Here is a 14839-nt window from a genome sequence, read left to right on the forward strand (position 1 = left end):
GGGGACGATCCACAAAATGATTCAGGACAAGCCGATGGTCAGCGGGTTGCGGCGAGGTACTGGTCGCGCAGATGGCGCTTCACCAGCTTGCCGGTCGGTGTGCGGGGCAGTTCGGCGAGGAAGTCGATGCTGCGCGGACATTTCAGCGCCGAGAGGCGCGAGCGGCAGAAGGCGATGAGTTTCTCGGCCAGCTCAGGGCCGGCCTCCGCCATGTCGCGCGGCTGGACTGCGGCCTTCACCTCCTCGCCCATCTCGGCATTGGGGATGCCGAAGACGGCGACGTCGGCGACGGCGGGATGGAGGATCAGCACATCCTCCGTCTCCTGCGGGTAGATGTTCACCCCGCCGGAGATGATCATGTAGGCCTTGCGGTCGGTGAGGTAGAGATAGCCCTCGGCGTCGAGGAAGCCGATGTCGCCAAGCGTCGACCAGCCCTGGTCGTTGTGGGCGCCGGCGGTCTTGGCGGTGTCGTTGTGATAGGCGAAGGCGGGGCCGCCGGCGAAGTAGACCGCGCCGATCTCCCCGGCCGGCAGTGCCGCGCCGTCCTCGCCCAGGATCCTGATCGTGCCGACGAAGGGCCGGCCGACACTGCCGCGATGGCCGAGCCATTCGGTGGAGTTGATGACGGTGACGCCGTTACCCTCGGTGCCGGCGTAATATTCGAGCAGGATCGGCCCCCACCAGTCGATCATCGCCTGCTTGACGTCGGCAGGGCAGGGGGCCGCCGCATGGACGGCGGCGCGCAGCGAGCCCATGTCGTAGCGGGTGCGGACCGCGTCGGGCAGTTTCAGCATCCGCACGAACATGGTCGGCACGAGCTGGGCGTGGGTGACGCGGTGGGCCTCGACGAGGCGCAGGAAGGCCTCGGGGTCGAACTTCTCCATGATGATGGAGGTGCCGCCGAGGGCGGCGACGATCATGTTGAAGCGCAAGGGAGCCGCGTGATAGAGCGGCGCCGGCGAGAGATAGACGGTGTCCTCGCCCATCCCGCACATGTCCTGGCACAGGACCTTCATCAGCGGCGGCAGCTTCTCGATGGGCTCGCCCAGGAAGGGCTTCTTGACGCCCTTGGGCCGGCCGGTTGTTCCCGACGAATAGAGCATGTCATAGCCCGTCACCTCGTCGGCGATGGGCGTTTGCGGCATGGCGGCGCGTTCGGCGTCGAAGTCGCGGAAGCCGGGACGCGCGCCGCGCGCCATGAACAGGGAGAGACCCGGCTGCCCCGCCAGCGGCGCGGCCTGCTCGGCCGTCTGCGGCGTGACGATGAGGGCCCGCGCGCCGCAATCGCGGACGATGTAGGCGATCTCGTCGGGGGTCAGGTAGCGGCTGATAGCGGTGTGGTAGATGCCGGTGCGCTGCGCGGCCCAGCACAGCTCCATGAAGGCGATGGAATTCTCCATGATGAAGGCGATGTGGTCGCCGGCCTTCAGCCCCAGCGAGCGCAGCAGATGGGCGCCCTGGTTGGCGCGATGCTCCAGTTCGCCATAGGTGATGGCCTCGCCCGAGCCGGCCATGCGGTAGGCGATCTTGTTCGGATGGGCTGCCGCATGGGCGCGCGGATGGGTGGCGTGCATGGACGCGGGACTCCTCTCGGCGGCATTTCCATCAGGCAGCCGGACGCTGCTCTTGGTCCCGGATCCCGGGCCGTTTGGCGGCGGGGCCGCGCCCCGCCGCGACGCGGGCGTCAGAGCGCCTCGACGATGGTGACGTTGGCGATGCCGCCACCCTCGCACATGGTCTGCAGGCCGTAGCGCTTGCCGCGCGCCTTCAGCGCGTGGATCAGCGTCGCCATGAGCTTGGTTCCCGACGCGCCGAGCGGATGGCCCAGCGCGATCGCGCCGCCATTGACGTTGAGCTTCGCCGGGTCGGCGCCGGTGTGGCGCAGCCAGGCGAGCGGCACGGGGGCGAAGGCCTCGTTGACCTCGTAGAGGTCGATATCCTCGATCCGCATGCCGGCGCGCTTCAGCGCCCGGTCGGTGGCCGGCAGCGGCTCCTCCAGCATGATGACGGGATCGCCGGCGGTGACGGTGAGATTGTGAATGCGGGCGATGGGCTTCAGGCCGTGGGCCTTGATGGCCTTCTCGTTGGCGATGACGACACCGGAGGCGCCGTCGCAGATCTGGCTGGCATTGGCGGCGGTGATGACACCGCCCTCGACCAGGGTCTTCACCGAGCCGATGCCCGCGAGGGTCGCGTCGAAGCGGATGCCCTCGTCGCGGCGATGGGCCTCGCCGTCGACATCGACGGCGACGATCTCCCGGTCGAAGGCGCCCGCCTCGGTCGCGGCGATGGCGCGGCGGTGGCTCTCCAGCGCGTAGCGGTCGAGCTCGTCACGGCTGAAACCGTATTTCTTCGCGATCATCTCGGCGCCGGTGAACTGGCTGAAGCCCTCGACGCCGAAGCGCTGCTGGATGCGCTTCGAGAAGGGACCCTCGCCGATGCCGGCCTTGGCGTAGAGGCCGGTGACCGATCCCATGGGCACGCGGGTCATGCTCTCGACGCCGGCGGCGATGACGAGGTCCTGCGTGCCCGACATCACCGCCTGGGCGGCGAACTGCATGGCCTGCTGGGAGGAGCCGCACTGGCGGTCGATGGTCACGGCCGGAACGCTCTCGGGGAGCTTCGAGGCCAGCACCATGTTGCGGCCGACATGGAAGGCCTGCTCGCCGCCCTGGGAGACGCAGCCGACCACCACGTCCTCGATCGCGGAGGGATCGATGCCGGTGCGGTCGACGAGGGCATTCAGCACCTCGCCGCCAAGATCGGCCGGATGCCAGCCGGCGAGCCTGCCGCCGCGGCGGCCACCGGCCGTGCGCACTGCTTCGACGATATAGGCCTCGGCCATGGTCTCATCCTCCCTTGCGGCGGCCGTCCCATGGCGGCCGTCTCGTTGTGTGTGGCGGTCAGTTTCGCGCCTGCTTCCAGTCCCGCTTGATCTTCTTGGCCAGCGACCATTTGTGGACCTCGGTCGGGCCGTCATAGATGCGGAAGGCGCGGATCTCGCGGAACACCCGCTCGACGATGGTGTCGCCGGAGACGCCCATGCCGCCCATGACCTGGACGCAGCGGTCGGCGATGCGCATCAGCGCCTCGGAGACGGCGACCTTGGCCATGGAGCTCTCGGCCGTGCCGAGCGAGCCGCCGTCGAGAACGCCGGCGCACCAGTCGATCATCAGCTCGGCCTGTTTCAGGTCGATGAGGTTCTCGGCCAGCATGAAGCCGACCCCCTCGTGGTCGATCAGCAGCTTGCCGAAGGCCTCGCGGCGGCAGGCATAGTCGGTGGCGATCTCATGGGCACGGGTGCAGGCGCCGAGCCAGCGCATGCAATGCGACAGGCGGGCCGGCGACAGGCGCACCTGGGCATATTTGAAGCCCTCGCCGCTGGCGCCGAGCATCTGGTCGGCGGGGACGCGCAGATTGTCGATGGCGATGATGGCGTGGCCGCCCGGCATGGTGCTGTCGATGGTGTCGAGCACCCGCTCGATGCGGATGGCCGGGTCCGGCAGGTCGACGAGGAACATGCAGGCGCCGTCGTCGGACTTCGCCATGACGATGCCGACCTTGGCGCCCTCGGCGCCGGTGATGAAGGCCTTGCGGCCATTGATCACCCAGTGGTTGCCGTCGAGGCGGCAGGTGGTCTTCATCATCGAGGGATCGGAACCCGCGCCGCCCTCCATGGCCGGCTCGGTCATGAAGAAGGCCGAGCGGGCGCGGCCCTCGACCAGCGGCTTCAGGAACCGCTCCTTCTGCGCCTCGGACCCCACCTTGCCGAGCAGGTACATGTTGCCCTCGTCGGGGGCGGCGGTGTTCACCGCCGTCGGCCCAAGGGGCGACAGGCCGTAGCGGATCAGCACATAGGCCGTCTCGGCCTGGCTCAGATGGTCGCCGTCGTCGAGGATGTGCGGGGTGAGCACGCCGGCGGCCCGCGCCTTCTCGCGCATCTCGACGACCATGTCCTCGGAGGGGCCGTGGGGGCCGAGCCGTGAATCGGTCTCGTAGGGCACGATGATCTTGCGGACGAAGGCCTCGACCTTCGCGCCGATGGCCTTGGCGCGCGGCGTCGCGCCGGCCGGCTCGACCTCGCCGTGGCCGCTCATTTCGGCGACATCCGGATGGCGCCGTCGAGGCGGATGGTCTCGCCGTTGAGCATCGGGTTGGCGACGATGGCCTCGACCATCATGGCATACTCGTCCGGGTGGCCGAGGCGCGAGGGGAAGGGCACCTGGGCGCCGAGCGAGTCCTGCGCCTCCTTCGGCAGCGATCCCATGAGCGGGGTGAGGAAGAGGCCCGGCGCGATGGTGACGATGCGGATGCCGTAGCGGGCGAGCTCGCGGGCGATCGGCAGGGTCATGCCGACAATGCCGCCCTTGGAGGCGGCATAGGCGGGCTGGCCGATCTGGCCGTCGAAAGCGGCGACCGAGGCGGTGTTGACGATGACGCCGCGCTCCTCGCCGATCGGCTCGGCAGTGTGCAGGCGGGCGGCGAATTTCGACAGCACGTTGAACGTGCCGAGGAGGTTCACCTGAATGATCTTGTTGAACTCGGCGAGCGGCAGGGGCGAGCCGTCGCGGGCGATGACCTTGGCGGGCGGGCCGATGCCGGCACAGTTGACGCAGATGCGGGCCTTGCCGTGCAGGCCCTCGGCCTCGGCCAGCGCGGCGTCCACCGCCGCCTCGTCGGTGACGTTCACCTTGACGAAATGGCCACCGATCTCCTTGGCGAGAGCCTGACCCAGATCGGCGTTGAGGTCGAAGATGGTGACCTTGGCACCGGCCTTGGCGAGCCGCATGGCGGTCGCTCCACCGAGCCCGGATGCGCCCCCGGTGATGATTGCCGCCGAACCCCGTGCATCCATGGCTTTCGCTCCTCGGCCCGCACCTGAGGCGGGCGCATTCCTGTTGGCCCGCACCTTTGTCAGCGGTGGTCCGATGGTCAATCGTCCGTGCGGCGGATGGCTGTTCAGCGGCCCATCAGCAGGCCGATGATCGCGACGATGATGGCGACCGCGGTGAAGACGTGGCGCGACCCCGAACCGAACCAGTGGATGCAGGCGGCCGTTACCAGGGACATCGCTGCTGACAAGCCTGCGAGAAGGAACGCGATAGACTGCGAAGCGTTCTGCGCGATGGCGAGGAGCCATCCGCCGACGAAGAGGAAGGGCGTCACGATGAGAAGCGCGCGCACAACGCGCGCCTTGACCAGGGGATCATCGAGGTTCTGGCTCACCGGCCGAGCCTCCTGCCGCGGTGGCCCTCCGTCAAGGCATTCCGCCCTCTTCACCTTCCGGTGAGCGCGGCCGTCCTGTCTTGCAACCTGTCTCCACAAAAGTTACATACATCCGTGTATGTATTTCCAGGCGACGTGATCCGCAGACGCGCCGAACCCTCGCCTTCCCCCGGGATTTTCCATGACGCTCTTTCGCCTGTCGGCCGTTCCGGCCTTCGCCCTCTTTTCCGGCCTCCTCGCCCTCGCCGCGTCTCCGGCCGCCGCCCAGGCGCCCGGCCAGACCCCGCCGCCGCCGCCCGTCGGCATTGTCGAGGTGAAGGGTCGCCCCGTGCCGATCATCAGCGAGCTGCCCGGCCGTATCGCGCCGACGCGCATCGCCCAGGTGCGGCCGCGCGTCTCCGGCATCGTCATCGCCCGTGTCTTCCAGCAGGGCAGCCTGGTGAAGCAGGGCGACGTGCTCTACCGCATCGATCCCGAGCCGTTCCGGGTCGAGGTCGAGCGCTCGCGCGCGACGCTGCAGCGCGCCCAGGCCACGCGCCTGCTGGCCCAGCAGCAGAGCGACCGCACCGAGCAGCTGCGGGAGCGCAATGTGGCGAGCCCCCAGCAGGTCGACAGCGCGGTCGCGACCCTTGCCCAGGCTGACGCCGATGTGGCGAGCGCCAAGGCCGGCCTCGCCTCGGCCGAACTGAACCTGCGATATGCCGATATCACCGCGCCGATCAGCGGCCGGATCGGCCGCGCCCTCATCACCGAGGGTGCCTTGGTGGCGGCGAACGGTGCCGATGCTCTCGCCACCATCCAGCAGCTGGACCCGATCTATGCCGACTTCACCCAGTCGGCCACCGACCTCATTCGCCTGCGCCGGGCCGTGAATGCAGGGGCGCTGACCGAGGACAAGGCCGACGTGGCCGCGGTGAAGCTGCTCATGGACGACGGCAGCCCCTATCCCCATGCCGGCCGGCTGCTCTTCTCCGAGGCGACGGTGGATGCCGGCACCGGCCAGGTGACGCTGCGCGGCGAGTTTCCCAATCCCAATGGCGATCTCTTGCCGGGCATGTATGTGCGCGTGCTCATCGAACAGGGCGTGCAGCCGAACGCCGTCACCGTGCCGCAGCAGGCGATCCAGCGCGACACGGCCGGCCGTGCCCAGCTGTGGGTCGTCAAGGCTGACGACACGGTCGAGTTGCGCGTCGTCCGCACCTCGCGGGTCGTCGGTACCGATGCGGTGATCGACGATGGCCTCGCGAACGGTGACCGCGTGGTGGTCGACGGGTTTCAGCGGCTGCGTCCCGGCGCCAAGGTGACGCCGCGGCCCTGGGCCCCGCCGGGCCAGGGGGCTGCCGCTGCCGCCCCGGCCTCCCGCTGAGGACCGCGCGATGCCGCAATTCTTCATCGACCGGCCCATCTTCGCATGGGTCGTCTCCATCCTGATCATGCTCGGCGGCGTGCTGGCCATCCCGCAGCTGCCGGTCGCTCAGTATCCGGATGTCGCGCCGCCGCAGATCACCATCAACACGGCCTATCCGGGGGCTGCGCCCGAAGACGCCTACCAGGCGGTGACGCGCCCCATCGAGGAGGAGCTGAACGGCATCGAGGGCCTGCTCTATTTCGAGTCGGTGGCCGACACGACGGGCTCCATCCAGATCACCGTCACCTTCCGGCCCGGCACCAACGGGGCCGCCGCGGCGGTGGAGGTACAGAACCGCGTGCGCCGCGTCGAGCCGCGCCTGCCGCGCTCCGTCAGCCAGCAGGGCGTGCAGGTCGACCAGGCCCGCTCGAACTTCCTGCTCGTCGTGACGCTGACCTCGACCGATGGCACGCTCGACGATATCGGCCTCGGCGACTACATGAGCCGCAACATCCTCGGTGAGATCCGCCGCGTGCCGGGTGTCGGCCGCGCCCAGCTCTTCGCCTCCGAGCGGGCCATGCGCATCTGGCTCGACCCGGACAAGATGGTCGGCCTCAACCTCACCGCCGCCGACGTGACAGCCGCGGTTACGGCGCAGAACGCGCAGGTCGCCGCCGGCTCCATCGGTGCGCTGCCCAACCCCATCAACCAGCAGGTCACGGCCACGGTCCTCGTCAAGGGCCAGCTCGTGTCGCCCGAGGAATTCGGATCCATCGTGCTGCGCGCCAACCGCGACGGCTCGCTGGTGCGGTTGCGCGACGTCGCACGAATTGAGGTCGGAGCCCAGGCCTACGCGACCTCGGCGCGCCTCAACGGCAAGCCGGCCGCCGCCATCGCCGTGCAGCTGTCGCCGACCGGCAATGCGCTCGCCACCGCCGAGGCGGTGAAGAAGCGCATGGGCCAGCTTGCCACCAGCTTCCCGCCGGGCGTCGAGTTTGCCGTGCCCTACGACACCTCGCCCTTCGTGAAGGTGTCGATCGAGAAGGTGCTGCACACGCTCGGCGAGGCGATGGTGCTCGTCTTTCTCGTGATGTTCCTGTTCCTGCAGAACCTGCGCTACACGCTGATCCCGGCCATCGTCGTGCCGGTGGCGCTGCTCGGCACCTGCGCGGTGATGTATGCCACCGGCTTCTCCATCAACGTGCTGACCATGTTCGCCATGGTGCTGGCCATCGGCATCCTCGTCGACGACGCCATCGTCGTGGTCGAGAATGTCGAGCGCATCATGTCCGAGGAGGGCCTGTCGCCGAAGGAGGCCACGCGCAAGGCCATGGGCCAGATTACCGGCGCGGTCATCGGCATCACCGCCGTGCTGGTCTCGGTGTTCATTCCGCTCGCCTTCTTCCCCGGGGCGGTCGGCGTGATCTACAAGCAGTTCAGCCTGACCATGGTCGTGTCGATCCTGTTCTCGGCCTTCCTCGCGCTGTCACTGACGCCGGCGCTGGCCGCGAGCTTCCTCAAGCCCGTCCAGGCCGGCCACCATCACGCCAAGCGCGGCTTCTTCGGCTGGTTCAACCGTAGCTTCGACAAGACCTCGCGCGGCTATTCGGCCATGGTCGGCCATCTCATCCGCCGCGGCGGGCGCTACATGATCATCTATCTGGCGCTGCTGATCGGCCTCGGCTGGCTCTATATGCGCCTGCCCACCTCGTTCCTGCCGAACGAGGACCAGGGCTATATCATCGTCAACTTCCAGGCTCCGTCGGATGCCACGGTGAACCGCACCATGGCGGCCATCGAGGCGGCCGAGAAGCATTTCATGGCCGAGCCGGGTGTCTCCCGCATCGTCACGGTGCGCGGCTTCTCCTTCTTCGGCCAGGGCCAGAATGCGGCGCTTGCCTTCGTGACGCTGAAGGACTGGGGCGGCCGGGGCCCCCGCGATGCGGCTTCCGCCATCGCGCTGCGCGGCACGATCGCGCTGTCGCAGCTGCGCGACGCCATCGTCTTCTCGCTGTCGCCACCGCCGATCCAGGGCCTCGGCAATTCCAACGGCTTCTCCTTCCGCCTGCAGGCGCGCGGCGGCCAGAGCCAGCAGCAACTCGCCGCGGCCCGCGACCAGCTCGTCGGCGCGGCCATGCGCAGTCCGAAGCTGGCGCAGGTCTTTGTCGAAGGCCTGGCCGATGCGGCGCAGATCGCCCTCATCATCGACCGCGAGAAGGCCAATACGTTCGGCGTCACCTTCGCCGACATCAACGCGACGATCTCAACGACGCTCGGCTCGTCCTACGTCAACGACTTCCCCAATGCCGGGCGCCTCCAGCGCGTGCTGGTGCAGGGCGACACGGCCTCGCGCATGCAGATCGACGACCTGCTCAACCTCAATGTCCGCAATGCCAATGGCGGCATGGTGCCGCTGTCGGCCTTCGCCCGCGCCGAGTGGCAGCGCGGACCCTCGCAGATCGTCGGCTATAACGGCTACCCGTCCATCCGCCTGTCGGGTGCAGCGGCTCCGGGCTTCTCGTCGGGCGATGCCATCGCCGAGATGCAGCGCCTCGCCGCCGACCTGCCGCCGGGCTTCGGCTACGAGTGGACCGGCCAGTCGTTGCAGGAGATCCAGGCGGGCTCGCAGGCGCCGCTGCTTATCGCGCTGTCCTGCATCCTCGTATTCCTGTGCCTCGCCGCGCTCTATGAGAGCTGGTCGATCCCGATCTCGGTGCTGCTGGTGGTGCCGCTCGGCGTCATCGGCTCGGTGGCAGCGGTGACGCTGCGCGGGATGCCGAACGACGTCTACTTCATGGTCGGCCTCGTCGCGATCATCGGCCTGTCCTCGAAGAACGCCATCCTCATCATCGAGTTCGCCAAGGACCTGAGGGCCGAGGGCAAGGGGCTGATGGAGGCAACGATCGAGGCGGCGCATCTGCGCTTCCGGCCGATCCTGATGACCTCGCTCGCCTTCGCGCTCGGCGTGCTGCCGCTCGCCATCGCCTCGGGCGCCAGCGCCGCGAGCCAGCAGGCGCTCGGCACCGGCGTGCTCGGCGGCATGATCTCGGCGACCATCCTCGCCGTCGTCTTCGTGCCGATCTTCTTCGTCTTGGTGACGCGGATCATGGGCGGCGGCGACAAGGCGGCGGAGACGACGCCGGGCGAGGCTCCGCCTCCCAAAGCGGGCCACTGACTTGCGACGCACCAAGGCCGAGGCCGAGGAGACGCGGCGGGGGATTCTCTCCGCCGCGGAACGCCTCTTCCATGCCAAGGGGCTCGCCAGCACGACGCTGGAAGAGATCGCCGCCGAGGCGGGCGTGACGCGCGGGGCCGTCTACTGGCACTTCGCCAACAAGGCTGACCTCATCCTCGCCCTGTTCGAGGATGCGCCGCTGTTCCACGAGGACCTGCTGGCGCTCCTGTCGGACGATGATCCGGCCGGGCCACTCGGCGCGCTGGAGGCCATGGTCATCGCCGCGCTGGCGCGGCTCGCCACTGACGAGCGCCGCCAGCGCATCTATTCGATGGTGGCGCTGTGCGACCATCCCGAGCTGATGAGCCGGGTGATGGAGCACAAGACCAGCATGATGGACGCGGTGCGGCTGCAGCTCTCCGTCGCCTTCGTCAAAGCCGCCGATCGGGGCCAGATCGCCGCACCCTGGACGGCCACGACGGCGGCCGATGCCTTCGACTGGCTGCTCCACGGCGTCATCTCGGACTGGCTCAAGTTCGGCCGCCGCTTCGACCTCGCCCACCGTGGCGCCGAGGTCTTCCGCCTGCAGTTCAGCTGTTTCCGCGGCGGGGCGCCCGCCTAGAGGCGCAGGTTCACCAGGAAGGCGGTGAGGTCGTCGGTGATGTGGTCGACGTGGTCGTCGCTCCGGCCTTCGAACTCCCAGGCCTCGCGGAAGACCTCGCGGGTCTTTTCTGGCACCACCAGCACGGTGCGCATGCCGAGCGCGTGGGGTGCCTCGAGATTACGGGCGAGGTCCTCGAACATGGCGGCTCGTGTTGCGTCGACGCCGTGGTCGGCGAGGAATTTCTCGTAGGTCACGCGGTGCGGCTTCGGCAGCAGGCCGGCATCGACGATGTCGAAGACGCCATCGAAATGGTTGTCGATGCCGAGCCGGCGCGTCACCGCCGCCACATGGGCATGGGTGCCGGAGGTGAAGACGAATTTGCGGCCGGGGAGTGCGGAGATGGCGGCGCCCAGTTCGGGGTTCGCCTGGAGCGGCGAATGATCGATGTCGTGGACATAGGAGAGGAAGTCGTCCGGGCTCATGCCGTGTTCGATCATCAGCCCGCGCAGCGAGGTGCCGTAGCGCTTGTAATAGTCCTTCTGGACGCGGAAGGCCTCCTCCTCCGAGACATTCAGGAGCTTCGCCACATAGGCCTTGATGCGGCCGTCGATCTGCTCCCACAGCGACAGGTGGGCGGGATAGAGCGTGTTGTCGAGATCAAAGATCCAGGCATCGACATGGGCGAAGGCAGCACGCGTGGCGGCGGGGTCGGTCATCGGGGCTCCCGGAAACGCAAGGAGGCGCGGCGGCGCCCGTCGAAAGGCACTGCCATGAATTGCGCCGGCAAACCACCATGGGCTGCGCAATCCTCGGTGCCGGTGATCTCGAACTCGCTGGCGCGGATGCACCCCGGGGTCTCGCCGCCAAAGGTGAGGGGCCGGCCCTGGCGTAGCACCGGGCGACCCTCGCCATCCACCGCCTCGGCGAAGGAGAAGACGCGCTGCGGGCTGCCGTCCAGCGGCGGCTTGAGGCAGGTCCCTGCGTCGATCCTGTACCAGCCGCGGGTCACCATGCGACCGCCCTCTTCGGTGCCGAGAGCCGCCATGACCCGGTGGGCGGTGTCGTTGCACCAGGCGAAGCCCGGTCCCTCGCCGGCCCGGAGCGCGGCGAGCAGCCGGTCGAAAATGTCGGGCAGGGCGGCGGCATCGGCCGGCAGGTTCAGGTCGGTGACGAAGGCGCGCATGGCACCATCGGTCTTCGGTCCCTCCAGCCCGTCGATGGGGCCGGGATCGTAGCCGAGCCGGGTCAGGAGGCGCTGGATGCCGGCGCGGCGGGCCTGGGGCAGGTCGTAATCGGCCTCCTCCGAGAGGAAGAGCACGGCGATGCCCTCAACCACGGTCGGACGGACCTCGGCGAAGGGGGCCATGACATGGCCCTGCTGGCGGCAGGACTGGGCAGCCGGCACGAGGAAGTCACCCTCGCCGATGCAGAGCTGGCGCTGGTTCGGCTGACCGAGGCGCGCACCCGGTGGCTCGCCGCGCGGGCGGGTGTGCAGGAAGAGGCGGCCGGGAGCCTCGGCCGTCTGCAGGATGGCGCGGCACTGGCCGGGATCGAGCCGGAACCAGCCGCGGGTTGCCGCAGTCGCATCGACCGCGACGCCGATGGCTGCTTCGGTGACGACGCTGGTGCGGTTGCACAGGCGCGTCTCCGCTGCGGCCGGGGCGGCGAGCGCCGCCGCGACGACGAACGCCGCGGCGAGGCTCGCGACGGCCTCACGCATGGATGAGCGTGCCGGCGCCGCCATCGGTCAGGAGCTCCACGAGGACGGCATGCGGGGTCTTGCCGTCGAGGATGACGACGCCTTCGACGCCGCGCTCGACCGCATAGATGCAGGTCTCGATCTTCGGGATCATGCCGCCGGTCACGGTGCCGTCGGCGATGAGCCGGCGGCAGTCCTCGACCGAGAGCGACTTGATGAGGTTCTTGTTCTTGTCGAGCACGCCCGGCACGTCGGTGAGCAGAAGCAGGCGCTTCGCCCCCAGCGCACCGGCGATGGCGCCGGCGAAGGTGTCGGCGTTGACGTTGTAGGTCTCGCCGTCGGCAGAGGTCGCCACCGGCGCGAGGACCGGGATCAGCTCCTTGCCCAGCACGGTGTCCAGCACCTTGGTGTCGACCTTGTCGGGCTCGCCGACGAAGCCGAGGTCCACCACCTTCTCGATGTTGGAATCGGGATCGCGGGTGACGCGGCTGACCTTGGCCGCCTTGACCATGTCGCCGTCCTTGCCGCACAGGCCGATGGCCTTGCCGCCGGCGGCGTTGATGAAGCCGACGATCTGCTTGTTGATGGAGCCGGCGAGGATCATCTCGACGATCTCGACCGTCTGCTTGTCGGTGACGCGCAGGCCGTCGACGAACTCGCTCTTGATGCCGAGCTTGGCGAGCATCTGGCCGATCTGCGGCCCGCCGCCATGGACGACCACCGGATTGATGCCGGACTGCTCGAGCATGACGATGTCGCGGGCGAAGGAGCGCGCACCGCCCTCGTCGCCCATGGCGTGGCCGCCATATTTCACCACGACGATCTCGTCGTCGTATTTCTGCATGTAGGGCAGCGCCTCATTGAGGACGCGGCCGATATCGTGGGCATCGAGGGGCGTATGCGACATGGGCGGCTCCGGCGGTCGCGTTCCCTTCGGGATCGCGCTTGACGTGATCGCGTTCTGGCGCGCGACATGGGCGGCGTCTTAGCCGATTTGGCGGTCGGCGCGAAAGCGGCAAACCGCATCACGCCTGTGCGCCACGAGGCCGACACGATCGGCCTCCATCATCCTTACCGGTGACAGGGGCCATGACACGCCCTATGGCTCACTGCGAGGCCGTGGCGCTGCGCCACGGCTCACAACCATTGTGAACGGAGACCATGACAGCACTCCGTTCCAGGACCTTCGACCTGCTGCTTGGCGGCTGGACCGCCCTGTTCGGCGCGATGATCCCCGCCCTGTTCTGGGCAGACGGGGCGCGGCTGCGCCATGTCTCGCGGCTCTGGGTCGCCGGCGTCATGGGCCTGCTGCGCCGCGTGGTGGGGCTCGACCATGTGGAGATCGGCACAGCCAACCGCCCCGCGGGGCCCTGCCTCATCGTCTGCAATCACCAGTCGACCTGGGAGACCATCGCCTTCATCCGCCTGTTCCCGGATGTCGCGATCGTCGCCAAGGAGGAACTGCTGAAGATCCCGGTCTTCGGATGGTACCTGCGCCACTCCCCGATGATCACCATCGACCGGGAGTCCGGGACCCAGGCGCTGCGCCGCATGGTGGAGGGCGCCAAGGCGGCCCTCGCCGAAGGGCGTCCAGTGCTCGTTTTTCCCGAGGGCACCCGCAAGGACCCGGACGCGCCTATCGACTTCAAGCGGGGCGTCGAACTGCTTTACGGCCGCCTCGACGTGTCCGTCCTGCCGGTCGTGGTCAATTCCGGTCGGTTCTGGGGTATTGGCCGGCCGGCCAAGCGTGCCGGCACCATCACCGTCTCCTGCCTGCCGCCGCTTCCCCCCGGGCTCAAGTCCGGCGAGATGATGGAGCGGGCCGAGCAGGCGATGGAGGCCGAGCGGCGACGGATCGGCTGACTGCCCGGCCCGCCTTGACGTGCCGGGGTCCGCCAGCACTATCCCCTTGCCCCCGGGGGCCCGCGAGGCCGCACAACCCATCAGGAGCAACCACCATGACCCGCGCCTATCCCGACCGATTCTATCCCGTTGTCGACAGTCTCCGCACGCTGATGGACCTCGCGGCCCTCGGCGTCGGCACCATCCAGCTGCGGGTGAAGGGCCTCGGCGAGGCCCAGGCGACCGCGCTGGTGCAGGAGGCGGTGGAATCGGTCGCCGGCCTGCCGGTCAGGCTCGTCATCAATGATTACTGGCGCGCCGCAATCGCCGGCGGGGCCAAGCACCTGCATCTCGGCCAGGAGGATCTCGCCACCGCCGATGTCGCGGCGATCCGCGCGGCGGGCCTCACCCTCGGCCTCTCCACCCATGACGAGGCGGAGCTGGAGACCGCGCTGGCGCATCGGCCGGACTATATCGCGCTCGGACCGATCTATCCGACGACGGTGAAGGCCATGCGCTTTCCGCCGCAGGGCCTTGAGCGGATCGGGCAGTGGAAGGCCCGTATCGGTTCCATCCCGCTCGTCGCCATTGGCGGCATCTCGCTGGAGCGGGCGCCTGCCGTCTATGCCGCGGGTGCGGATTCCATCGCCGTGGTGTCGGACATCGCCAACGCCGACGATCCGGACGCCCGGGTGCGGGAATGGCTGGCCGAGGAACCGGCGGGGGAGTGAGAACCGGCGCCTTGCAGCAGCGAAGTGCGTCCTTCGAGGCTCGCCACCGGACGATGCTCGCGCATCGCCGGGGCTCGCACCTCAGGATGAGGACTGTGGTGCGTTGCATCCGGGGCGCCAGCCACGCTGACGTCGCGGCCATGTTGCCCGCGGTGCCAGTCTCCACCTCCCTCATCCTGAGGTGCGAGCGACAGCGAGCCTCGAAGGACGCACT

At 68.8% G+C, this 14839-nt stretch carries 13 protein-coding genes; 5 read left to right on the forward strand and 8 right to left on the reverse strand.

All coding sequences use genetic code 11. From position 1 onward, the window contains the following. Window positions 1–38: 38 nt before the first annotated feature. The 5 genes from O9344_RS18130 to O9344_RS18150 form a co-directional block, all read right to left on the reverse strand. Window positions 39–1574: an acyl-CoA synthetase gene (locus tag O9344_RS18130; RefSeq protein WP_298480700.1), complete on the reverse strand. Its 1536-nt coding sequence runs from the start codon at window positions 1572–1574 to the stop codon at window positions 39–41. 110 nt (window positions 1575–1684) lie between these two features. Then, a complete protein-coding gene (locus O9344_RS18135; protein ID WP_298480702.1) occupies window positions 1685–2845 on the reverse strand; it encodes an acetyl-CoA C-acetyltransferase in 1161 nt (386 codons plus the stop codon). A 58-nt stretch (window positions 2846–2903) separates the two neighbouring features. Further along, window positions 2904–4097, reverse strand: a complete 1194-nt coding sequence (locus O9344_RS18140; RefSeq protein ID WP_298480704.1) for an acyl-CoA dehydrogenase family protein — start codon at window positions 4095–4097, stop codon at window positions 2904–2906. After that, entirely contained in the window at window positions 4094–4855 is a 762-nt protein-coding gene (locus tag O9344_RS18145; protein WP_298480706.1) for an SDR family NAD(P)-dependent oxidoreductase, read from the reverse strand. Before O9344_RS18145 ends, O9344_RS18140 begins: the two co-directional genes overlap by 4 nt. Window positions 4856–4959: 104 nt before the next feature. Continuing rightward, window positions 4960–5226 carry a hypothetical protein gene (locus tag O9344_RS18150; protein WP_298480708.1) on the reverse strand — a complete coding sequence of 89 codons (267 nt, stop codon included), beginning with the start codon at window positions 5224–5226 and terminating at the stop codon, window positions 4960–4962. A gap of 181 nt (window positions 5227–5407) precedes the next feature. Here O9344_RS18150 and O9344_RS18155 point away from each other — a divergent pair, with 181 nt between their 5' ends. Genes O9344_RS18155 through O9344_RS18165 form a run of 3 tightly spaced genes read left to right on the forward strand, consistent with a single transcriptional unit; the run spans window position 5408 to window position 10371 of the window. Next, complete coding sequence (locus O9344_RS18155) at window positions 5408–6592, forward strand: efflux RND transporter periplasmic adaptor subunit (protein WP_298480709.1); 1185 nt, start codon at window positions 5408–5410, stop codon at window positions 6590–6592. Window positions 6593–6602: 10 nt separating this feature from the next. After that, complete coding sequence (locus O9344_RS18160; RefSeq protein WP_298480711.1) at window positions 6603–9749, forward strand: efflux RND transporter permease subunit; 3147 nt, start codon at window positions 6603–6605, stop codon at window positions 9747–9749. A 1-nt stretch (window position 9750) separates the two neighbouring features. Beyond that, window positions 9751–10371 carry a TetR family transcriptional regulator gene (locus O9344_RS18165; RefSeq protein WP_298480713.1) on the forward strand — a complete coding sequence of 207 codons (621 nt, stop codon included), beginning with the start codon at window positions 9751–9753 and terminating at the stop codon, window positions 10369–10371. On the opposite strand, the gene O9344_RS18170 is transcribed toward O9344_RS18165, so the two are convergent. The 3 genes from O9344_RS18170 to argB are packed head-to-tail and all read right to left on the reverse strand — an operon-like array spanning window position 10368 to window position 12959. Further along, window positions 10368–11069, reverse strand: a complete 702-nt coding sequence (locus tag O9344_RS18170; RefSeq protein WP_298480715.1) for a pyrimidine 5'-nucleotidase — start codon at window positions 11067–11069, stop codon at window positions 10368–10370. The two genes, O9344_RS18165 and O9344_RS18170, sit on opposite strands and share 4 nt — an antisense overlap. Continuing rightward, entirely contained in the window at window positions 11066–12073 is a 1008-nt protein-coding gene (locus O9344_RS18175; RefSeq protein ID WP_298480717.1) for a DUF1036 domain-containing protein, read from the reverse strand. Before O9344_RS18175 ends, O9344_RS18170 begins: the two co-directional genes overlap by 4 nt. Further along, window positions 12066–12959 carry an acetylglutamate kinase gene (argB, locus tag O9344_RS18180; protein ID WP_298480719.1) on the reverse strand — a complete coding sequence of 298 codons (894 nt, stop codon included), beginning with the start codon at window positions 12957–12959 and terminating at the stop codon, window positions 12066–12068. The genes O9344_RS18175 and argB overlap by 8 nt, the downstream gene beginning before the upstream one ends. 254 nt (window positions 12960–13213) lie before the next feature. Between argB and O9344_RS18185 the strand changes: the two genes are divergently transcribed. Beyond that, window positions 13214–13915: a lysophospholipid acyltransferase family protein gene (locus O9344_RS18185; protein WP_298480721.1), complete on the forward strand. Its 702-nt coding sequence runs from the start codon at window positions 13214–13216 to the stop codon at window positions 13913–13915. A 95-nt stretch (window positions 13916–14010) separates the two neighbouring features. Further along, window positions 14011–14625: a thiamine phosphate synthase gene (thiE, locus tag O9344_RS18190; RefSeq protein WP_298480724.1), complete on the forward strand. Its 615-nt coding sequence runs from the start codon at window positions 14011–14013 to the stop codon at window positions 14623–14625. The last annotated feature ends 214 nt before the right edge of the window (window positions 14626–14839 follow it).

The organism is Phreatobacter sp., from assembly GCF_027532945.1.
Lineage (GTDB): Bacteria > Pseudomonadota > Alphaproteobacteria > Rhizobiales > Phreatobacteraceae > Phreatobacter.